General features: G+C 42.3%; 20 protein-coding genes, 3 tRNA genes, 3 rRNA genes and 1 other RNA gene. 24 read left to right on the top strand and 3 right to left on the bottom strand.

Annotated features, from left to right (window positions below):
• Positions 1–30: 30 nt before the first annotated feature.
• Positions 31–1,311 (top strand): serine--tRNA ligase, encoded by a 1,281-nt coding sequence (gene serS, locus AC3ANV_RS27410; RefSeq protein ID WP_488311653.1) that lies wholly within the window; start codon positions 31–33, stop codon positions 1,309–1,311.
• Between the two features lie 105 nt (positions 1,312–1,416).
• A tRNA-Ser gene (locus tag AC3ANV_RS27405) sits at positions 1,417–1,509 on the top strand.
• Positions 1,510–1,704: 195 nt separating this feature from the next.
• Here the strand turns inward: AC3ANV_RS27405 and AC3ANV_RS27400 are convergent.
• The 3 genes from AC3ANV_RS27400 to AC3ANV_RS27390 all read right to left on the bottom strand — a co-directional run bounded on the left by AC3ANV_RS27400 (position 1,705) and on the right by AC3ANV_RS27390 (position 4,550).
• Positions 1,705–2,406, bottom strand: coding sequence for a deoxynucleoside kinase (locus tag AC3ANV_RS27400; protein WP_488311652.1), 702 nt, complete (start codon positions 2,404–2,406; stop codon positions 1,705–1,707).
• A gap of 10 nt (positions 2,407–2,416) precedes the next feature.
• Positions 2,417–3,064, bottom strand: coding sequence for a deoxynucleoside kinase (locus AC3ANV_RS27395; protein ID WP_488311651.1), 648 nt, complete (start codon positions 3,062–3,064; stop codon positions 2,417–2,419).
• Between the two features lie 196 nt (positions 3,065–3,260).
• Entirely contained in the window at positions 3,261–4,550 is a 1,290-nt protein-coding gene (locus tag AC3ANV_RS27390) for a glycosyl hydrolase family 18 protein (protein WP_488311650.1), read from the bottom strand.
• Between the two features lie 251 nt (positions 4,551–4,801).
• On the opposite strand from AC3ANV_RS27390, the gene tadA reads away from it, so the two are divergent.
• The 22 genes from tadA (at position 4,802) to rsmI (ending at position 21,802) form a co-directional block, all read left to right on the top strand.
• Complete coding sequence (gene tadA / locus AC3ANV_RS27385) at positions 4,802–5,323, top strand: tRNA adenosine(34) deaminase TadA (protein ID WP_488314351.1); 522 nt, start codon at positions 4,802–4,804, stop codon at positions 5,321–5,323.
• A gap of 77 nt (positions 5,324–5,400) precedes the next feature.
• Positions 5,401–5,665, top strand: an RNA gene (gene ffs / locus AC3ANV_RS27380) — signal recognition particle sRNA large type.
• A gap of 142 nt (positions 5,666–5,807) precedes the next feature.
• Positions 5,808–7,493, top strand: coding sequence for a DNA polymerase III subunit gamma/tau (gene dnaX / locus AC3ANV_RS27375; protein WP_488311649.1), 1,686 nt, complete (start codon positions 5,808–5,810; stop codon positions 7,491–7,493).
• A 19-nt stretch (positions 7,494–7,512) separates the two neighbouring features.
• Positions 7,513–7,833, top strand: coding sequence for a YbaB/EbfC family nucleoid-associated protein (locus AC3ANV_RS27370; RefSeq protein ID WP_488314350.1), 321 nt, complete (start codon positions 7,513–7,515; stop codon positions 7,831–7,833).
• Positions 7,834–7,845: 12 nt separating this feature from the next.
• Complete coding sequence (recR, locus tag AC3ANV_RS27365) at positions 7,846–8,442, top strand: recombination mediator RecR (protein WP_488311648.1); 597 nt, start codon at positions 7,846–7,848, stop codon at positions 8,440–8,442.
• Positions 8,443–8,460: 18 nt separating this feature from the next.
• A complete protein-coding gene (locus AC3ANV_RS27360) occupies positions 8,461–8,679 on the top strand; it encodes a YaaL family protein (protein ID WP_488311647.1) in 219 nt (72 codons plus the stop codon).
• An 89-nt stretch (positions 8,680–8,768) separates the two neighbouring features.
• A complete protein-coding gene (locus AC3ANV_RS27355; protein WP_488311646.1) occupies positions 8,769–9,032 on the top strand; it encodes a pro-sigmaK processing inhibitor BofA family protein in 264 nt (87 codons plus the stop codon).
• A gap of 380 nt (positions 9,033–9,412) precedes the next feature.
• Positions 9,413–10,962, top strand: a 16S ribosomal RNA gene (locus AC3ANV_RS27350).
• A 117-nt stretch (positions 10,963–11,079) separates the two neighbouring features.
• A tRNA-Ile gene (locus AC3ANV_RS27345) sits at positions 11,080–11,156 on the top strand.
• A 9-nt stretch (positions 11,157–11,165) separates the two neighbouring features.
• Positions 11,166–11,241: transfer RNA gene (locus tag AC3ANV_RS27340), tRNA-Ala, on the top strand.
• Positions 11,242–11,396: 155 nt separating this feature from the next.
• Positions 11,397–14,332: ribosomal RNA gene (locus AC3ANV_RS27335) — 23S ribosomal RNA — on the top strand.
• A gap of 90 nt (positions 14,333–14,422) precedes the next feature.
• Positions 14,423–14,538: ribosomal RNA gene (gene rrf, locus AC3ANV_RS27330) — 5S ribosomal RNA — on the top strand.
• Together the 16S, 23S and 5S rRNA genes with 2 tRNA genes alongside form the textbook arrangement of a ribosomal RNA operon.
• Before the next feature lie 259 nt (positions 14,539–14,797).
• Positions 14,798–15,001: a sigma factor G inhibitor Gin gene (locus tag AC3ANV_RS27325; RefSeq protein WP_488311645.1), complete on the top strand. Its 204-nt coding sequence runs from the start codon at positions 14,798–14,800 to the stop codon at positions 14,999–15,001.
• Positions 15,002–15,065: 64 nt separating this feature from the next.
• Positions 15,066–16,502: an aminotransferase class I/II-fold pyridoxal phosphate-dependent enzyme gene (locus AC3ANV_RS27320; protein ID WP_488311644.1), complete on the top strand. Its 1,437-nt coding sequence runs from the start codon at positions 15,066–15,068 to the stop codon at positions 16,500–16,502.
• 29 nt (positions 16,503–16,531) lie between these two features.
• Positions 16,532–17,164, top strand: a complete 633-nt coding sequence (gene tmk / locus AC3ANV_RS27315) for a dTMP kinase (RefSeq protein WP_488311643.1) — start codon at positions 16,532–16,534, stop codon at positions 17,162–17,164.
• A 134-nt stretch (positions 17,165–17,298) separates the two neighbouring features.
• Complete coding sequence (locus tag AC3ANV_RS27310; RefSeq protein WP_488311642.1) at positions 17,299–17,628, top strand: cyclic-di-AMP receptor; 330 nt, start codon at positions 17,299–17,301, stop codon at positions 17,626–17,628.
• A 27-nt stretch (positions 17,629–17,655) separates the two neighbouring features.
• Positions 17,656–18,663, top strand: coding sequence for a DNA polymerase III subunit delta' (gene holB / locus AC3ANV_RS27305; protein ID WP_488311641.1), 1,008 nt, complete (start codon positions 17,656–17,658; stop codon positions 18,661–18,663).
• Positions 18,656–19,483: a PSP1 domain-containing protein gene (locus AC3ANV_RS27300; RefSeq protein WP_488311640.1), complete on the top strand. Its 828-nt coding sequence runs from the start codon at positions 18,656–18,658 to the stop codon at positions 19,481–19,483. The genes holB and AC3ANV_RS27300 overlap by 8 nt, the downstream gene beginning before the upstream one ends.
• A 13-nt stretch (positions 19,484–19,496) precedes the next feature.
• Positions 19,497–19,868: a DNA replication initiation control protein YabA gene (gene yabA, locus AC3ANV_RS27295; RefSeq protein ID WP_488311639.1), complete on the top strand. Its 372-nt coding sequence runs from the start codon at positions 19,497–19,499 to the stop codon at positions 19,866–19,868.
• A 63-nt stretch (positions 19,869–19,931) separates the two neighbouring features.
• The gene (locus AC3ANV_RS27290; protein WP_488311638.1) at positions 19,932–20,675 is read left to right on the top strand and encodes a tRNA1(Val) (adenine(37)-N6)-methyltransferase; all 744 of its coding nucleotides are present in this window, start codon (positions 19,932–19,934) and stop codon (positions 20,673–20,675) included.
• Entirely contained in the window at positions 20,662–20,949 is a 288-nt protein-coding gene (locus tag AC3ANV_RS27285) for a GIY-YIG nuclease family protein (protein ID WP_488311637.1), read from the top strand. Before AC3ANV_RS27290 ends, AC3ANV_RS27285 begins: the two co-directional genes overlap by 14 nt.
• The gene (gene rsmI, locus AC3ANV_RS27280) at positions 20,927–21,802 is read left to right on the top strand and encodes a 16S rRNA (cytidine(1402)-2'-O)-methyltransferase (protein WP_488314349.1); all 876 of its coding nucleotides are present in this window, start codon (positions 20,927–20,929) and stop codon (positions 21,800–21,802) included. The genes AC3ANV_RS27285 and rsmI overlap by 23 nt, the downstream gene beginning before the upstream one ends.
• Positions 21,803–21,804 lie beyond the last annotated feature (2 nt).

The raw sequence follows: 21,804 nt of genomic DNA, 5'->3' as shown, positions 1-21,804 counted from the left end.
AGTTATCAAAGATTAAGGGGTGCTAATATTATGCTTGATTTAAAAAACTTAAGAGCAAATTTTGCTGAAGTGAAGGAGAAGCTGCAGCATCGCGGTGAAGATTTAACCGACCTTGGCCGGTTTGAAGATCTTGACCTAAAAAGACGCGAATTAATTGTGGAATCTGAACAATTGAAAAGTAAGCGGAACGAGGTTTCTCAGCAAGTGGCAGCATTAAAAAGAGAGAAACAGGATGCGGATCATTTAATCAAGGAAATGCGTGAGGTTGGCGACCGAATTAAATTATTGGATGATGAACTGCGCGGTGTGGAGGAGACACTGGAGCTATTGCTATTGAGCATTCCGAATATCCCTCATGAAAGCGTTCCGATTGGCGAATCTGAGGAGGATAATATTGAAATTAGAAAATGGGGGCAGGTTCGTCAGTTTGAGTTCGAAGCAAAGCCGCATTGGGATATTGCCGACCAATTAGGCATTCTTGATTTTGAACGCGCAGGCAAGGTTACAGGAAGCCGTTTTGTATTTTACAAAGGCCTTGGCGCCCGCTTAGAACGTGCATTAATCAGCTTTATGCTTGATCTCCATGTTGATGAGCATGGCTACACGGAAATTTTGCCTCCTTATTTAGTAAACCGTGCGAGCATGACGGGAACCGGGCAGTTACCGAAATTTGCAGAAGATGCCTTTTTAATTGAAAGTGAAGACTTTTTCTTAATTCCAACAGCTGAGGTACCTGTCACAAATCTTCATCGGGATGAGATCTTAAACGGGGATGAGCTGCCGATCCGCTTTGCGGCGTACAGTGCGTGCTTCCGCTCAGAGGCCGGCTCTGCGGGAAGGGATACTCGGGGATTAATTCGTCAGCACCAATTCAATAAGGTCGAACTCGTTAAGTTTGTAAAGCCAGAAGAGTCCTATGAAGAACTAGAGAAACTGACGAATGATGCAGAAAGAGTCCTGCAATTGCTGGAGCTGCCATATCGTGTGTTAAGTATGTGTACCGGTGACCTTGGCTTTACAGCCGCCAAAAAATACGACATTGAAGTATGGATCCCAAGTTACGAAACATACCGCGAGATTTCTTCCTGCAGTAACTTTGAGGCTTTCCAGGCTCGTCGTGCTAACATACGTTTCCGCCGTGATCCAAAGGCAAAACCGGAACATGTTCATACCTTAAATGGTTCAGGACTTGCGATTGGAAGAACGGTTGCCGCTATTTTGGAAAATTATCAGCAAGAGGATGGCGGTGTGGTCATTCCTACTGTATTACGGCCGTATATGGGTAATCGTGAAGTAATAAAGCCTAACTAGTTTGATTGTAAATATTCCGGATGGACCTATCTATCTGTCCGGAATAATTCATATTTTACTGTTGACAATTAGTTGGGTTTATGATAAATTATTTTTTGTCAATATGGAGGAATACCCAAGTCCGGCTGAAGGGATCGGTCTTGAAAACCGACAGGCGGGTTAAACCGCGCGGGGGTTCGAATCCCTCTTCCTCCGCCATAACAATTATTATTGACCTATCGCGCATAAAACCTGGAGATAAAATTCGTTACAAGAAATTGTAACGAATTTTTTTTGTTTATTGGAAGAGGCTCTGTTAAAGCTCATTGTTGATTTAACTCACTATGTTGATTGGAGCGGAAATCAACAGGCAAGTTTAACAGATCCTTTGGAAAAAAGAAAGCACATCCGGCATCAGCCAATATGTGCTTTTGATTTATTTAAGATTTCATTTAATTTCTCTTCAACATCACGGCAAATTCTTAATGCATCCTCATTGCTTTTGACGACATCTGTCGTATCCATATCAATAATAAGCACTTCGCTTGCAGCATATTGATTGATTACCCACTCATCATAACCTTTCCATACTTCGAAGTAATACTCTTTCAATTCAGGGTTAATTTCAAAGCTTCGACCGCGGGCCATAATACGGTCGATCACCGTATCAAAGGAACCTTTTAAGTAAACCATTAAATCCGGCGCCTTTTTTGGAAGTTCATTTAACTCTTCCATCATATTTTCAACAAGATCTTCATATATTTTGAATTCCAGGTCTGAAATTCTGCCTAACTTTTTATTCACATAAGCAAAATACCAATCTTCATAAATCGAACGGTCCTGAATTGTGTAAATAGGCTCTTGCCAGTTAAGACACTCTTTAACGGTTTTAAACCGTTTATTTAAGAAGAATAATTGCAGGAGAAAGGGAATTTTCTTTGCATCTAACTCTTCAGGAGTCAATTCATAATAGAGCGGGAGAATCGGATTGTCATCCACCGCTTCATAAAAAACCTTACTATTAATACCTCTATTTTGAAAGTGTGCATTCAATGTGTCAGCAACACTGGTTTTTCCAAGTCCAATCATTCCACCAATAACGATGCTCACGAACATCCTCCTGTTCTTATATTATGTTTGTCCAGCTGTTAGTTTTTAACGATAATAATAGCTTTTCAAAAATATGGTTTAAATCCTGTTCGCTCTTTACAAAATCCAACTCATCACCGTTAAAACGGAGAACCGGTATGTCCGGATGCAATTCTTCAAAGCTCGTAATGGCCGCTTCATAATCAATTGATAGCTGTTCCAGATATAATGGGCTAATATTTTTCTCAACTTCGCGCCCTCTTATTTTAATCCGCTTTAAAAGCGTATCCAGACTTGCATTTAAATAAATGATAACATTAGGCTTCGGCATATCTTCTGTAAGAATTTGATAGATTTTATTATACTTTTGATACTCATCCTTATTTAATGTTCTTTGCGCAAAAATAAGGTTTTTAAAAATATGATAATCGGCTACAACCGCTTGATTTCTGCTTAAGTAATGGGTATTGATATCCCCTAATTGCTTATAACGATTGCAGAGAAAGAACATTTCCGTTTGGAAGCTCCATTCCTCGATATTTTCATAAAATTTCCCTAAAAATGGATTCTCGTCAACAATCTCTTTTAATAAAGCAAAATTAAATTGATTTGAAATGGCTTTGGCGAGAGATGTTTTACCTACACCAATCGGCCCTTCAACGGTAATAAAGGGTGTATCCCCCATTGTATGTCCTCCTTCTCCAATGCCTGCACTTCTAGTATTAACCGGTATTAACTGGGTATTTTCTACTCAAAATGGCACAAGCTTTATTTTAACACAATCTGTAACAGGAATGGATATGGAATATTTATAAGAAAGTAGTTTTATGTCGAATAAATGAAGAAACTGCCGAATATCGGCAGTTCTTGGTTGAAAAAATTTATGATGGTCTTTTTGTTACATTGAAATTGTCCACGATTAATAACCAGTTTTGCGGGAAAGACAATCCTAGCTTCCAGTAGCTCATTCCTCTTATATTTAATTCTTTAATTAAGTTAAACTTGGCTTGGATCGAACGGGCATCCTCAAACCATACCTCATGCTGCTTCCCGCTCGAATCTGTATAATTGAAATGAGGCGCTTGCGCTTTTGTATCATACTGAATAGGGACATGGTGACTTGCTGCAAGCTGAATCGCTTGTTGCGGACTGACCGCCTTTGCTGTTGTTCCCTGAACAAACGGCAGGGTCCAATCGTATCCATATAGGTTTTGGCCCATAAGGATTTTAGTTGATGGAATATCTGTAATCGCATAATCTAAAACTCTTCTTACCTGATCAATCGGTGATACCGCCATCGCTGGGCCGCCGCTATAGCCCCATTCATAGGTCATGATAACCACAAAGTCAGATATTTCCCCATGGGCCTTATAATCATGTCCCTCATACCATTTGCCTTTTTGCGTCGCGCTTGTTTTCGGAGCCAGTGCGGTCGACATCAACCAGCCTTCATTCTTAAATCTTGCCTTTGCTTTTCTTAAAAAATTATTGTAGGCCTCGCGGTCGACCGGGCGTAGGTATTCAAAGTCAAAGTGGATATCCCTGAACCCATATTTTTTTGCAGTCGTGACAACACTGTTTAAAAATTTATCTTGGATCGCGATATCAGTTAATAAAATCCGTCCTAATTCATCACTGAATTGGTCGTTTTCCTGATTGTTAATGACCATCATTAAAACATTTTGATTCGCTTTCGCAATAGCGGGGAAATTATTCAACAACGGTTCCTTTAGTGTGCCATCACGGCGGGCTTGGAAAGCGAAAGGTGCTAAATAAGTTAGATAGGGTGCAGCCTCACGGGCGCTGTTTTCTAAAATAGGAGCAACAGATGTTCCGCGGGGTTCTACATAGCCGTTAAATTCAGCATTTCTTTTTTTCGTTCTTGGAATATAAAGCCGATACCCAACTTGGAGATGTTGATTGACCGAAATTCGATTTACGGAAGCAAGCTCCTGAGGCGGTACTCCTACTTTTTTTGAAATAGTCCATAAGCTATCTCCCGGATGAACAAAATAAAAACTGCCGATGATCGGGATGATAATTGATTGTCCCGTGACAAGATTGTTTGGATTCGGCAACTCATTTGCATCAGTTATATCTTTAGCCGTCGTATGATATGACCTGGCAATACTTTCTAATGATTCATTACTTCGAACCACATGAATTTGCATCCTATCCCCTCCCTTTAAACATACGCTACACCTATTTTATGAGGGTGGGAGTGGATAAATGTTATAATTATTGTAAATTTCCTGATTGCCGGACCATAACGGGGCCGTAGGAAAAATCAAAGTTAATAATCATGTCAATAATAATTAAGGCAGGAAGGATATAATTCATCTATTTATCTCTTTCTTATTCTATTTTGGAGAGTGGAAGTAATTTCTGCCCGTTTAAAAGGGGAAACGTTGTGATGGAAGATCTGATTAAAGATGAACATTATATGAGAGAAGCAATAAAGGAAGCGAAAAAGGCGGAGGAATTAAATGAGGTACCGATTGGAGCCGTAATTGTTATCGGTGATAAAATTATTTCCCGGGCACATAATTTGCGGGAAAGTCAGCAAAATGCCGTTGCGCATGCTGAACTATTAGCCGTCGACCTTGCTTGTAGGGAAATAGGCTCTTGGCGTCTGGAGGATGCTACTCTGTATGTTACATTGGAACCTTGCCCAATGTGTTCGGGAGCGATTATTTTATCAAGAGTAAAAAGAGTGGTCTATGGTGCAGCAGACCCAAAGGGCGGGTGTGCGGGCACATTTATGAATCTCTTGCAGGATGAGCGCTTCAATCATCAATGTGAACTTACAAAAGGAGTATTGGAGGAAGAGTGCGGTCACATGCTCTCCAGTTTTTTTCGAGGGATTAGGGAAAGAAGAAAATTAGAAAGAAAACAGGCAAGAGAGTCACAATTGGATAATGTGACAGGAATTGACAGGGAATAAAGATTGATTTTTTCTCTGAATGTTTGTATACTAAAAAAGCGTCATATCGACGCACTTAAAAATTGGTATCAACTTTGCCGTGCTAGGTGGGGAGGTAGCGGTGCCCTGTACTCGCAATCCGCTCTAGCGAGACTGAATCCCTTCCTGAGGCTGATGTCCTGTAGGGTCTGCCTTAAGTAAGTGGTGTTGACGCCTTGGTCCTGCGCAATGGGAATCCATGAACCATGTCAGGTCCGGAAGGAAGCAGCATTAAGTGGACGCTCCCATGTGCCGCAGGGTTGCCTGGGCCGAGCTAACTGCTTAAGTAACGCTTATGGGCGTCAGTCGAAGGAAGGTGCACGGCAGTTATTACATATGCCTATAAAATGACTCATCTCGATTTCGGGATGAGTTTTTTTGTGAACTCTAATGAATTCGTTTTGGAAAAATAAATTTAGATAGAGTATAATAAATTAGATGAAAATTCGGAAGGGGGCGGTGTTTTTTGGCTTATCAGGCTTTATATCGTGTTTGGCGTCCGCAAACATTTCTCGATGTAGTAGGACAAGAACATGTAACCAAGACATTGCAAAACGCCCTTCTCCAAGAGAAAATTTCTCACGCCTATTTATTCTCCGGACCTAGAGGGACTGGTAAAACAAGTGCGGCAAAGATTTTAGCGAAAGCGGTTAATTGCGAGCGTGCACCTGTAACTGAGCCCTGTAATGAATGTGCAGCCTGCCGAGGGATTACAAACGGAACAATTTCGGATGTTCTGGAATTTGACGCCGCATCAAACTCACGTGTGGAAGAAATGCGTGATGTCCTTGATAAGGTCAAATTTGCCCCTACAGCTGTTAAATACAAGGTCTATATCATTGATGAAGTGCATATGCTATCCATTAGCGCCTTTAATGCTTTGCTAAAAACATTAGAAGAACCACCGAAGCATGTTATTTTTATTTTGGCCACAACGGAGCCCCATAAAATACCGCTGACGATTATCTCTAGATGCCAACGCTTCGATTTTAGACGGATAACAGCCCAATCGATCGTGAATCGGATGAAGTTAATTGTCGAGGAAACAGGGGTTTCATGCGATGAACGGGCGCTGCAAATGATTGCAAGAGCAGCGGAAGGCGGTATGCGTGACGCCTTAAGTTTATTAGATCAAGCGATATCCTTTAGTCAGGAACGTGTTACCTTAGAGGATGCGCTTACTGTAACAGGCTCTGTATCACAGGGCTTTCTAAACAAATTAGCAAATGCATTCCAAGAGAAGGATGTTGCAACCGGATTAGATGTGTTGGAGGAGCTTTTATTCCATGGTAAAGATCCAACCCGTTTTATTGAGGATTTAATTTTATTTTATCGTGATATGCTGCTGTTTAAAACGGCGCCAAATCTTGAGGAATCCTTAGAAAGAGTAATGTTGGATGATGATTTCCTTCGTATGGCAGAATCGACACAGACTGCTCATATATATCAGCTTATTGATCTATTAAATAAAACACAGCAAGAAATGCGCTGGACGAACCACCCAAGAATTTTTCTGGAGGTCGCTATTGTTAAGCTATGCCAAATGGAAGTGAAGCAAATAGAACAACCTCAGACAGATCAAGTCTTACAGTTAATTTCGAGAATTGAACAGCTGGAAAATGAATTACAGCAGTTGAAGGCCGGCGGCGTAACGGTATCTCAGGAATCAGCCCCTTCTGCACCAAAACCTGCTCAAAGAGCTTCGAGAAAAGGTTTCCAACCTGCAGTCGGTAAAATAAATGAAGTTTTAAAACAAGCAACGAAAAGTGATTTAAATCAAATTAAGAGTAAATGGGCAGAAATGCTGACAAGGTTAATGAAATCCCATGCGGCATTATTAAATGAAGCTGAACCTGTGGCCGCTTCCTCAAATGCCTTTATTGTAAAATTTAAACATGAAATTCATTGTCAAATGGCTATGGAAAATACCCGGTTTATCGAAACAATGACAACAGCATTAAATGAATTAACGGGAAAAAGATTTTCTTTGTTGGGTATTCCTGAAGATCAATGGATATCCATCAGAGAAAGCTTTTTAAGTACGCAGCATGCTGATGAAGGAGAGAGCGGTGAAAATAAGCAAGAGGAAGAACCGCATATTTCGGAGGCAAAAAAACTGTTTGGTGCTGAATTTGTAGAAATTATTGATTAATTAATTGGAGGTAGAAATGATGATGCGTGGCGGAATGGGAAATATGCAAAATATGATGAAGCAAATGCAAAAAATGCAAAAGGAAATGGCTAAAGCACAAGAGGAGTTAGGTCAGCAAAAGATCGAAGGCACTGCGGGCGGCGGTATGGTTACTGTAATTGTTACAGGACATAAGGAAGTAGTGGAAGTGAAAATTAATCCTGAAGCGGTGGATCCGGAAGATGTCGAAATGCTCCAGGATCTAGTCTTAGCAGCAACCAATGATGCCCTTAAAAAGGTAGATGAGCTGACCAATAATACAATGGGGCAATTTACAAAAGGAATGAATCTTCCTTTTTAGGAGAGGAAATACATGCATTATCCTGAACCGATCTCAAAGCTAATAGACAGCTTTATGAAATTGCCAGGTATCGGCCCAAAAACGGCTGCACGTCTGGCTTTTTTTGTCTTAAGTATGAAAGAAGACACTGTACTTGATTTTGCGAAAGCACTGGTGAATGCAAAACGTAATCTTACTTATTGTTCAGTATGCGGGCATATTACTGATCAAGACCCTTGCTACATTTGTGAGGATGTGCGGAGGGACAAGAGCATTATCTGCGTTGTTCAGGATCCAAAAGATGTTATCGCTATGGAGAAAATGAAGGAGTTCAATGGTTTGTATCATGTTTTACATGGTGCAATCTCTCCGATGGATGGGATTGGACCGGAGGATATTAATATCCCCGATTTATTAAAGCGACTGCAGGACGAAACGGTGCAGGAGGTAATCTTAGCGACAAATCCGAATATTGAAGGTGAAGCAACAGCCATGTATATTTCAAGATTGTTAAAGCCGTCAGGGATTAAAACGACAAGAATTGCCCATGGTCTTCCTGTTGGCGGGGACCTTGAGTATGCGGATGAAGTTACCTTATCAAAAGCGTTAGAGGGCCGAAGAGAATTATAAATACCGGGGGAATCAACTATGTTTTTTCGGCGTAAAGGAAGGCTCCGAAAAGAGTTTGATGAAAAGCTGTTAACCCAATTAACTGAATATAAGGCAGATTGGCAGCAGCAAAAACTGCTTTTAGATAAAAGCTTTGATCCATCAGAGGAAGTTATTTGTCAAACAAAAATAGCGGAAGTAAAATATTTCTTTCTATTAAAAGAAGCAAAACAGCGAAGTATAACGCTAAAGAGATAAGAATAAGAATTAAGCTATTCCCATCCATGGTCTATTTTTACAGACTTGTACATAAAGTTAGTAATAAAACTTGGAGGGGGATAGCTTTTTTGGAACCAATTATCGTAATATCCGTTTTAGGCGGGCTTATACTTTTATTATTATTTACAGGCGGTCCGTTTAAATCCGTAAGATTTGTGGGCCAAGCTGTTATTAAATTATTAATTGGAGCATTATTCTTATTCTTCCTAAATGTTGCGGGTAATCGTTACGGCATTCATGTACCTATTAATTTTGCCACATCGGCTGTATCGGGTTTCTTAGGGATACCGGGGTTATTTGCTTTAGTAGCTATTCAAAAATGGATTTTTTAACCACGAAACCGCTGTGTAACAGCGGTTTTCCTATTTCTCATAGGGGAACTGCGCCTTTTGTCTTCGCCCTTAGGGGCTCAATAATCGGCGAATTAGCTCTAATAATTAAACGAAATAATTTTTTTATAATAATGTATTGACCGATTCGCTGAATTGCTGTAATATATGAAAAGTCGTCAGCGAACGACGAAAAACAAATCCAAAAAGTTGTTGACTTAAACAACTGAAAATGTTATATTAATAAAGTCGCTTGTGAGCGGCATTAGAAATTGATCTTTGAAAACTAAACAAACAAAATCGTGCAAACAAACAATAACTTTTAGTGGACCTTTCATTAAGAAAGTAAAACTAAGCCAACGTAACAAATGAGCTAATCAACTTTCTTGGAGAGTTTGATCCTGGCTCAGGACGAACGCTGGCGGCGTGCCTAATACATGCAAGTCGAGCGAATCTTTAGGAGCTTGCTCCTGAAGGTTAGCGGCGGACGGGTGAGTAACACGTGGGCAACCTGCCTGTAAGACTGGGATAACTTCGGGAAACCGGAGCTAATACCGGATAATCCTTTTCTTCACATGAGGAAAAGCTGAAAGACGGTTTCGGCTGTCACTTACAGATGGGCCCGCGGCGCATTAGCTAGTTGGTGAGGTAACGGCTCACCAAGGCGACGATGCGTAGCCGACCTGAGAGGGTGATCGGCCACACTGGGACTGAGACACGGCCCAGACTCCTACGGGAGGCAGCAGTAGGGAATCTTCCGCAATGGACGAAAGTCTGACGGAGCAACGCCGCGTGAGCGATGAAGGCCTTCGGGTCGTAAAGCTCTGTTGTTAGGGAAGAACAAGTACCGGAGTAACTGCCGGTACCTTGACGGTACCTAACCAGAAAGCCACGGCTAACTACGTGCCAGCAGCCGCGGTAATACGTAGGTGGCAAGCGTTGTCCGGAATTATTGGGCGTAAAGCGCGCGCAGGCGGTCCTTTAAGTCTGATGTGAAAGCCCACGGCTCAACCGTGGAGGGTCATTGGAAACTGGGGGACTTGAGTGCAGAAGAGGAAAGTGGAATTCCACGTGTAGCGGTGAAATGCGTAGAGATGTGGAGGAACACCAGTGGCGAAGGCGACTTTCTGGTCTGTAACTGACGCTGAGGCGCGAAAGCGTGGGGAGCAAACAGGATTAGATACCCTGGTAGTCCACGCCGTAAACGATGAGTGCTAAGTGTTAGAGGGTTTCCGCCCTTTAGTGCTGCAGCTAACGCATTAAGCACTCCGCCTGGGGAGTACGGCCGCAAGGCTGAAACTCAAAGGAATTGACGGGGGCCCGCACAAGCGGTGGAGCATGTGGTTTAATTCGAAGCAACGCGAAGAACCTTACCAGGTCTTGACATCCTCTGACACCCCTAGAGATAGGGCTTTCCCCTTCGGGGGACAGAGTGACAGGTGGTGCATGGTTGTCGTCAGCTCGTGTCGTGAGATGTTGGGTTAAGTCCCGCAACGAGCGCAACCCTTGATCTTAGTTGCCAGCATTCAGTTGGGCACTCTAAGGTGACTGCCGGTGACAAACCGGAGGAAGGTGGGGATGACGTCAAATCATCATGCCCCTTATGACCTGGGCTACACACGTGCTACAATGGATGGTACAAAGGGCTGCAAAACCGCAAGGTCGAGCCAATCCCATAAAACCATTCTCAGTTCGGATTGTAGGCTGCAACTCGCCTACATGAAGCCGGAATCGCTAGTAATCGCGGATCAGCATGCCGCGGTGAATACGTTCCCGGGCCTTGTACACACCGCCCGTCACACCACGAGAGTTTGTAACACCCGAAGTCGGTGGGGTAACCGTAAGGAGCCAGCCGCCTAAGGTGGGACAGATGATTGGGGTGAAGTCGTAACAAGGTAGCCGTATCGGAAGGTGCGGCTGGATCACCTCCTTTCTAAGGATATATGCCGGACATATGAGCCGGACAAAACAGTTTGTGACACGTTCTTTGTTTGTTTAGTTTTGAAGGATTAATTCAATCTTTCTTTATTTTAATAATTATTCGTTGTGAGGGCCTATAGCTCAGCTGGTTAGAGCGCACGCCTGATAAGCGTGAGGTCGATGGTTCGAGTCCATTTAGGCCCACCATCTCATAACGGGGCCTTAGCTCAGCTGGGAGAGCGCCTGCTTTGCACGCAGGAGGTCAGCGGTTCGATCCCGCTAGGCTCCACCAAAGACGTTTTTAAACGTCTGATTCGTTCTTTGAAAACTGGATAATCGTAAAGAAGAAGTCAAAGTAAGAACCGAGTAATAGGGAAAAATGCAGTTCAATTTTTCCTTGCCATTTTAGTTTTCTCTCTTATTTAAGTAAGAGAAATAAACCTTTTAGGTTAAGTTAGAAAGGGCGCACGGTGAATGCCTTGGCACTAGGAGCCGATGAAGGACGGGACTAACACCGATATGCTTCGGGGAGCTGTAAGTAAGCTTTGATCCGGAGATTTCCGAATGGGGAAACCCATTGCTCGTAATGGAGCAATATCTTTACCTGAATACATAGGGTATGGAAGGCATACCCGGGGAACTGAAACATCTAAGTACCCGGAGGAAGAGAAAGCAAACGCGATTCCCTGAGTAGCGGCGAGCGAAACGGGACATAGCCCAAACCAAGAGGCTTGCCTCTTGGGGTTGTAGGACACTCAACATGGAGTTACAAAGGAACGGGGTAGATGAAGCGATCTGGAAAGGTCCGTCATAGAAGGTAAAAACCCTGTAGTTGAAACTTCGTTCCCTCCTGAGTGGATCCTGAGTACGGCCGGACACGTGAAATCCGGTCGGAAGCAGGGAGGACCATCTCCCAAGGCTAAATACTCCCTAGTGACCGATAGTGAACCAGTACCGTGAGGGAAAGGTGAAAAGCACCCCGGAAGGGGAGTGAAATAGTTCCTGAAACCGTGTGCCTACAAGTAGTCAGAGCCCGTTTATGGGTGATGGCGTGCCTTTTGTAGAATGAACCGGCGAGTTACGATTACATGCAAGGTTAAGTTGAAGAGACGGAGCCGCAGCGAAAGCGAGTCTGAATAGGGCGAATGAGTATGTGGTCGTAGACCCGAAACCAGGTGATCTACCCATGTCCAGGGTGAAGTCCAGGTAACACTGGATGGAGGCCCGAACCCACGCACGTTGAAAAGTGCGGGGATGAGGTGTGGGTAGCGGAGAAATTCCAATCGAACTTGGAGATAGCTGGTTCTCTCCGAAATAGCTTTAGGGCTAGCCTCACGTAGTAAGAGTCTTGGAGGTAGAGCACTGTTTGGACTAGGGGCCCTCATCGGGTTACCGAATTCAGACAAACTCCGAATGCCAAAGACTTATCCGTGGGAGTCAGACTGCGAGTGATAAGATCCGTAGTCAAAAGGGAAACAGCCCAGACCACCAGCTAAGGTCCCAAAGTATACGTTAAGTGGAAAAGGATGTGGAGTTGCTTAGACAACCAGGATGTTGGCTTAGAAGCAGCCACCATTTAAAGAGTGCGTAATAGCTCACTGGTCGAGTGACTCTGCGCCGAAAATGTACCGGGGCTAAACGTATCACCGAAGCTGTGGATTGACATCGTTGATGTCAGTGGTAGGAGAGCGTTCTAAGGGCGTTGAAGTCAGACCGTAAGGACTGGTGGAGCGCTTAGAAGTGAGAATGCCGGTATGAGTAGCGAAAGATGAGTGAGAATCTCATCCACCGAATGCCTAAGGTTTCCTGAGGAAGGCTCGTCCGCTCAGGGTTAGTCGGGACCTAAGCCGAGGCCGAAAGGCGTAGGCGATGGACAACAGGTTGATATTCCTGTACCACCTCTTTATCGTTTGAGCAACGGGGGGACGCAGGAGGATAGGGTAAGCGCGCTGTTGGATATGCGCGTCTAAGCAGTTAGGCTGCAAGCGAGGCAAATCCCGCTTGCGTGAAGGCTGAGCTGTGACAGCGAGGGAAATTTAGTACCGAAGTTCCTGATTCCACACTGCCAAGAAAAGCCTCTAGCGAGATAAAAGGTGCCCGTACCGCAAACCGACACAGGTAGGCGAGGAGAGAATCCTAAGGTGAGCGAGAGAACTCTCGTTAAGGAACTCGGCAAAATGACCCCGTAACTTCGGGAGAAGGGGTGCTCTTTGGGGTGAATAGCCTCGAAGAGCCGCAGTGAATAGGCCCAGGCGACTGTTTAGCAAAAACACAGGTCTCTGCGAAGCCGCAAGGCGAAGTATAGGGGCTGACGCCTGCCCGGTGCTGGAAGGTTAAGAGGAGGGGTTAGCGCAAGCGAAGCTCTGAATCGAAGCCCCAGTAAACGGCGGCCGTAACTATAACGGTCCTAAGGTAGCGAAATTCCTTGTCGGGTAAGTTCCGACCCGCACGAAAGGCGTAACGATCTGGGCACTGTCTCAACGAGAGACTCGGTGAAATTATAGTACCTGTGAAGATGCAGGTTACCCGCGACAGGACGGAAAGACCCCGTGGAGCTTTACTGTAGCCTGATATTGAATTTTGGTACAGCTTGTACAGGATAGGTAGGAGCCGTAGAAGCCGGAGCGCTAGCTTCGGTGGAGGCGTCGGTGGGATACTACCCTGGCTGTATTGAAATTCTAACCCGCACCCCTCATCGGGGTGGGAGACAGTGTCAGGTGGGCAGTTTGACTGGGGCGGTCGCCTCCTAAAGAGTAACGGAGGCGCCCAAAGGTTCCCTCAGAATGGTTGGAAATCATTCGTAGAGTGTAAAGGCACAAGGGAGCTTGACTGCGAGACCTACAAGTCGAGCAGGGACGAAAGTCGGGCTTAGTGATCCGGTGGTTCCGCATGGAAGGGCCATCGCTCAACGGATAAAAGCTACCCCGGGGATAACAGGCTTATCTCCCCCAAGAGTCCACATCGACGGGGAGGTTTGGCACCTCGATGTCGGCTCATCGCATCCTGGGGCTGTAGTCGGTCCCAAGGGTTGGGCTGTTCGCCCATTAAAGCGGTACGCGAGCTGGGTTCAGAACGTCGTGAGACAGTTCGGTCCCTATCCGTCGTGGGCGCAGGAAATTTGAGAGGAGCTGTCCTTAGTACGAGAGGACCGGGATGGACGCACCGCTGGTGTACCAGTTGTCTTGCCAAAGGCATCGCTGGGTAGCTATGTGCGGACGGGATAAGTGCTGAAAGCATCTAAGCATGAAGCCCCCCTCAAGATGAGATTTCCCATAGCGTCAAGCTAGTAAGAACCCTGAAAGATGATCAGGTTGATAGGTCAGAGGTGGAAGCGCGGTGACGTGTGGAGCTGACTGATACTAATTGTTCGAGGACTTAACCAAGTCATATTTATATGAACAAGGTGAACTCGTTTTTACCAAACTTCTTCTGCATTATCCAGTTTTGAGGGAATGAAACCTCAAAGAAAATAGTCTGGCAGCAATGGCGAGAAGGTCACACCCGTTCCCATACCGAACACGGAAGTTAAGCTTCTCAGCGCCGATGGTAGTTGGGACTTTGTCCCTGTGAGAGTAGGACGTTGCCAGGCAAAAATGAAGGACAACCTGATTTGGGTTGTCTTTTTTGTTTTATGTCTGAAAGACAAATGAACTATCGTAAATAATCACATGGTTCGAAATAAAAAAACAAAAAAGTACAAAGTGTTTTGAAAGAAATCATTGTTAGACATACACCCAAATGTTCATTGCTACATAAAATATAAATCAGGAGCGTCCTGAAAAAGATTATTCGAAAAATTGTATACAATTAGTTAAAAAGGGAAGAATAGGTGTATGGAGGTGGAAGGATTGAGTTCATTGTTTGCACATAGTCATTTAGTGGAAACGTGCGTGATTTGTGATCAATTAAAACCAAAAGGCATACATCTATATACTTCATTTATTTGCACAGAATGTGAAACTGATTTAATTCGAACAGATATAAATGATCCAAAATATAAATATTTTCTAAAGCAGCTAAAAAAAATAACAACTCCAGAGATTTTTTCGTGACAAGTCCTTTAAGGGCTTTATTTTTTTGTTAAAATAGATGAGACTCTTAGAAGGAAGTATAAAAATGAATAATCAATTAAAAACGCCTTTATATCAAGCATTAGTGGGACATGGAAGGAAAAAGCCTGTTTCCTTCCATGTCCCCGGACATAAATATGGCAGTATTTTTGAACCAACTGCAAATATTTTTCAGCAAATTTTACAAATTGATGTGACCGAATTAACGGGGCTGGATGACTTACACTCGCCAGAGGGGGTTATAGATGAAGCAGAAACCCTTTTAGCGGAGCTGTATCAAGTGATGAAGAGCTTTTTCCTTGTCAACGGTTCAACAGTCGGCAATCTGGCAATGATTATGGCAGCTTGCATGGAAGGGACACATGTTCTTGTTCAAAGAAATTGTCATAAATCAGTTATGAATGCTCTTACACTGGCGAAAGTAAATCCTATATTTTTAGAGCCTGAATTTAACCGGGAATGGAAGGTAGCCACAGGCGTAAGTCTCGAAACTGTCAAGGAAGCTATTCATTTGTATCCGAAGGCTAAAGCCATTATTTTGACCTATCCAAATTACTATGGGATGGTTTATGACTTACAAAGTGTAATTAATGAGGCACATATGCATAATATCCCTGTTTTAGTGGATGAGGCACACGGGCCGCATTTTATTATTGGTGAACCGTTTCCACTCTCCGCGATTCAAATGGGAGCAGACATTGTGGTTCAATCTGCGCATAAAACACTCCCCGCCATGACGATGGGATCGTTTTTACATTTTAATAGCCAATTAGTAAATGTAGATATTCTAAAGGATTACTTACATATGTTCCAAACAAGCAGCCCGTCCTATCCAATTATGGCCTCTTTGGATTTGGCAAGGAATTATTTAGCTTCCTATGAAAGGAAGGATGTTCAGTTTTTAATAAGAGAAATTGATCAATTTAAAAGGGATCTAGCGGAAATTCCAAGTGTCAGGGTGTTAGAGTATCCAAATAAATTAGGCGACCCGTTGAAGGTAACGATTCAATCCGCCTGTGGTTTAAGCGGTTTTGAACTGCAAAAAGAATTTGAGGAGTTAGGGCTTTTCACGGAAATGGCCGATCCCCATAATGTGTTATTGATTCTTCCATTATTAAAAGAAAAACAAGACTATTCTTTGGAAGAAAGTGCTGCAAGAATAAAAAAAGTATTAAAGGGGCTCTCTTTTCAAAAAGTAATAGAAGAATTTCAAGTGGATAACCGGAAGATTTCTGAGTTGGCCATTGCTTATAAAGAAATGTCGAATTATGAAGAAAAAGATATCCCTATCTCAAAAGCAGTTGGGCATGTATGTGCAGAAACGGTTATTCCGTATCCTCCCGGCATACCATTGCTTTTACGGGGGGAAAGGATATCAAATGAAAAGATAAAGTATCTTGAAAAATTAATAGATAAGCAAGCGAAGATTCAAGGAGGCTTCTTACTGGAAGAAGGCTTTATAAAAGTTTTTTGGACATCTTAAGAAAAGGACAGTTTTGGAGGTTTAAATAGATGGAAAGTGGAATTTTTATAACATTTGAGGGACCTGATGGAGCAGGGAAGACAACTATTATCAGCATGGTAGCAGAACAGTTTAAAAATACCTTATTAACAAGGGAGCCGGGCGGAATTGATATAGCTGAGCAAATTAGAAGAGTTATATTGGATAAGGACAATACAGCAATGGATCCACGTACGGAAGCCCTTCTCTATGCTGCTGCCAGAAGACAGCACCTAATGGAAAAGGTAAAGCCGGCGCTGGACGCGGGAAGGGTTGTTTTGTGCGATCGTTTTTTGGACAGTTCTTTGGCTTATCAAGGGTATGCCCGCGGTTTAGGAATAGAAGAGGTTTTTAATATCAATCAATTTGCCATAGAGCAAATGATGCCTGATTTAACGATATATTTTGATATTGAACCTGAGTTAGGCCTTAAACGAATCAATAAAAATAAAGGCAGAGAGGTTAATCGCCTGGATTTAGAAAATCTGGATTTTCATCATAAAGTAAGAGAGGGATACTTTATTTTAATGGAAAGGTTCCCTGAAAGAATAGTAAAAATTGATGCCTCGGGAACATTAGAGGATGTATTCCATAAAACAATGAAAATCGTTCAAGAAAGATTAGAGCAAAGGAAGCCTGTATAGGGCTTTTTTTATTATAGTCAAATCCAAAAAAATCGTATTCTTTCTAAATTGAATAACCATGTAAGCTGTAGTAATACCTGTTATAATATAGACAAGTGCAGAATCCCGTATTAATGATGGAGAGGGTGGGTTGTATGAAACTTATCATTGCTGTTGTTCAGGATCAGGATAGCAACCGATTATCAAAGGCGTTAGTAGAAAATAATTTTAGGGCAACAAAACTAGCGAGTACAGGTGGATTTTTGAAGTCGGGCAACACTACTTTTATGATAGGTACTGAGGATATCCGCGTTGATCGGGCCCTTAAAATTATTAAGGATAATTGTAGTGCACGGGATCAATTAGTAGCTCCTGTTTCACCGATGGGAGGAAATGCAGATTCATATGTTCCATATCCGATTGAAGTAGAGGTTGGAGGGGCAACGGTATTCGTGCTGCCTATTGAGCAATACTTGCATTTTTAAAATAAGTTTAATAAGTGAGTGATTAAATTGGGAAAAACATGGGATCAATTAGAAGAACTACAGCCAACTGTTTTGAAAATGTTAAAAAACAGTATCCTTAAAAGTCGAGTGGCCCATGCATACCTATTTGAAGGGATAAGAGGCACAGGAAAAAGGGAAATAAGTTTGTTAATGACAAAAGCTCTTTTTTGTGACACCTTAATAGAAGGATATAAACCATGTGAATCCTGTACAAATTGCAGAAGAATCAATAACGGAAACCATCCGGATGTTCACAAGGTAGAGCCGGATGGATTATCAATAAAGAAACAACAAATCCAGGACTTGCAAGTTGAATTCTCAAAAAAAGGGGTAGAATCCTCAAAAAAGGTTTATAACATTATCCATGCAGATAAAATGAGTACAGGTGCTTCCAATAGTCTTCTCAAATTTCTTGAGGAACCAAATGCCGGGACAGTAGCCATCCTGTTAACAGAACAGCCGCAGCAAATATTGCCAACCATTCTTTCCAGATGCCAAATCTTAACATTCAAGCCGTTATCACCCCAAGCAATGATTACTCAATTAAAGGAAAACGGGATTGAACCGGCAAAAGCGCGTGTTTTAGCCCAGTTAACGAATAGTCTCGATGAGGCTCAAGCATTAAATATCGATGATTGGTTTGCACAAGCCCAAAAAATAGTGTTAAAATTATATGAGGTGTTGAAAAAAAATCCATTGGAGGCGATGGTAACGCTTCAAGGTGATTGGTTTCTTCACTTTAAAGATAAAGAGCAGGTCAATCGTGGTTTAGATCTTTTACTTCTTATTTTTAAGGATTTATTATATATACAATTAGATAAGCAAGAGCAAATTGTTTTCATAGCAGAAAGTGAGCGGTTAAAGCAATTTGCCTTGCAAGTATCCGGACGGCGCCTATCGGAACAAATGTCAGCTATTCTTGAGGCAAAAAGAAGGCTGCAGGCTAATATGAATCCTCAGCTGATGATGGAACAGCTTGTGTTAAAATTGCAGGAGGGATCTTCATTTGTATGATGTTGTAGGAGTACGCTTCAAGAAGGCGGGGAAAATCTATTATTTTGATCCTGGAGATCTTTCCATTCAAAAGGATGACTTCGTAATTGTCGAAACAGTCCGAGGTGTCGAATATGGTAAAGCGGTTATTGCCCGTAAACAGGTAGAGGAGCACGATGTCGTTCTCCCATTAAAAAAAGTAGTAAGAATAGCCGATCAAAAGGATAAAATGATTGTTGATGAAAATAAACAAGCTGCCCATGAAGCCTATGAAGTATGTAATGAAAAAGTAAATGAACATCAACTGGATATGAAACTGGTCGATGTGGAATATACATTTGACAGAAACAAAGTAATCTTCTACTTTACTGCTGATGGAAGAGTGGATTTTCGCGAATTGGTAAAGGATTTAGCGGCCATTTTTCGGACGCGGATTGAACTGCGCCAAATTGGAGTTAGAGATGAAGCCAAGATGCTTGGGGGAATTGGCCCATGTGGCAGAATGCTTTGCTGCTCCACATTTTTAGGCGATTTTGATCCTGTGTCCATTAAAATGGCGAAGGATCAAAACCTTTCATTAAATCCTACAAAAATATCAGGACTATGCGGCAGGCTCATGTGCTGTTTAAAATATGAAAATGATGAATATGAATCAGCTAAAGAGCAGCTGCCTGACTTAGGAGAGATTATTGTTACTCCACAGGGGCAAGGAAAAGTAGTAGGATTAAATATATTAGAGCGGGTACTCCAGGTTGAACTGAAGGAACAGGAACGGGTTCTGGAGTATACCTTGGATGAAATTATTAAAGAAGGTGCCTTTTCGATACAATCCACAGATTAATGAGGTGGAATACGTGGATAAAAAAGAAATATTTGAATCAGTAAGTAATATGGAAACACAAATTGGTCATCTTTACCAACAGCTAGGGGAATTAAAGCAGCATTTAGCCGAAATAATAGAAGAGAATCATTATTTAAAGCTTGAAAATGAACATCTAAGGCGCCGCTTAGATGTATCTACGGAAGAGGAAAAGAAAGATGTCACTAATAAAAAGGGGACAATCCCAATACAATCTTCTGAAGCTAAGCCCTTTGATGTGGGGGAAGGATATGATAACCTCGCCCGTCTTTATCAAGAAGGGTTTCATATTTGCAACCTTCATTTTGGAAGCTTGCGTAAAGAAGGCGATTGCTTATTCTGTCTTTCTTTCCTTAATAAGAAATAACATGGAGCCTTCCTTTAGCAGGAAGGCTATTTTTATACTTCTACTATGCAAGGAGATTTCTAAATGGTTAACTTAAAAGAAGACGAAAGGCTTGATTATTTGCTTGCTGAAAACCTAAGGATTATTCAAAGTCCTTCTGTTTTTGCCTTTTCTCTAGATGCCGTTTTATTGGCAAGGTTTGTTTATGTACCGATTCAGAAAGGGAATTTAATCGATTTGTGCAGTGGAAATGGGGTAATCCCTTTATTTTTAAGTGCACGGACAAAAGGGCAAATTACGGGTGTGGAAATTCAAGAGCGATTATATGATATGGCAATAAGAAGTATTGAATATAATAAGCTTCACAATAGGATAAAAATGGTGCATGGGGACATTAAGGAAATGCCGAAACAACTGGGTTTTGGAAAATTTGATGTGGTCACATGCAACCCGCCTTATTTTACTACACCATCAAAAGATGAAATAAATCCAAATGAACATCTGGCAATCGCCCGTCATGAAATACTTTGCACGCTTGAAGATGCGATTAAAGCCTCAAGTCAGTTGGCAAGACAGGGTGGAAAAGTGGCTTTTGTTCATCGTCCCGGTCGTTTACTCGACATGATTACCTTGATGCGTCAATATAGGCTGGAGCCTAAGCGAATTCAATTTGTATACCCGAAGCTAGGCAAGGAAGCCAATACGATTTTAGTTGAAGCCATAAAAGACGGCAATCCTGATTTAAAAATTTTGCCTCCGCTCATTGTCTATAATGAGAATGATGAATACACATCTGAAATAAGAGAGATTTTATATGGAGAGTCATGATCATATCTTTTATGTGTTAACCTGTACAGATGGTAGCTTTTATGGAGGCTATACGAATAATCTTGAGCGGCGGATTAGGCTTCATAATGAAGGAAAAGGGGCAAAATATACACGTGGAAGAGGGCCGGTAAAGTTAACCTATTATCGGAGCTTTGACAATAAAAGTGATGCCTTAAAGGCGGAATACCAATTTAAGCAATTAAGCAGGAAGAAAAAAATGGAGTTTTTAATTAGGGAAACGGGTGGTTATGATGTGGCAGCAGAAAAGCTTTGAGAACGAGGAACATAAAGGAATCCTCTATCTAGTTCCCACTCCTATAGGAAATCTGGAGGATATGAGTTTTCGGGCGATAAGAATTTTAAAAGAAGCGGATTTAATTGCCGCAGAAGATACAAGAAATACAAAAAAGCTTTGCAATTACTTTGAGATTGGGACCCCTGTGGTTAGTTACCATGAACATAACAAGGAAACAAGCGGTGAGAAGCTGATTCAAAAGGTAAAGGAAGGATTAAAAATCGCCTTAGTCAGCGATGCGGGAATGCCTGCAATTTCAGACCCCGGCTATGAATTGGTAGCTGCAGCTATCCGGGAAAAAGTAGCTGTTGTTCCTTTACCGGGTGCGAACGCCGCGCTAACATCTTTAATTGCCTCCGGGCTGATTTGCCAGCCTTTTTATTTTTTCGGGTTTCTTGACCGAAATAAAAAGGAGAAGCGGAGACAACTGGAAAGCTTGAAAAAACAAATGGCTACACTTATTTTTTACGAATCTCCACACCGCATTAAAGAGACCTTATCGATTATGTTGGAAATTCTCGGAGACAGGAATGTTGCCCTTGCACGCGAGTTAACAAAGAAATATGAGGAGTTTATTCGGGGCAGCCTGCAAGAAGCTATCTCATGGGCAAATGAGGATGAGATTCGCGGTGAATTTTGCTTAATTATCGATGGTGCTAAGGAGCAATTGGAAGAAGAAACATACTGGTGGGAACAGTTAACCCTTGAAGAACATGTTAACCACTACATTTCACTTAAAAGCATTTCATCAAAGGATGCGATTAAACAAACGGCTAAAGATCGCGGCATAAATAAAAGGGATGTTTACCAGGCGTATCATATTGAGCATTGATT

Source organism: Neobacillus sp. DFD-2R (genome assembly GCF_057747865.1).
Note: the sequence above shows the minus strand (reverse complement) of the source record. Positions and strands in the feature narration are given on the sequence as shown.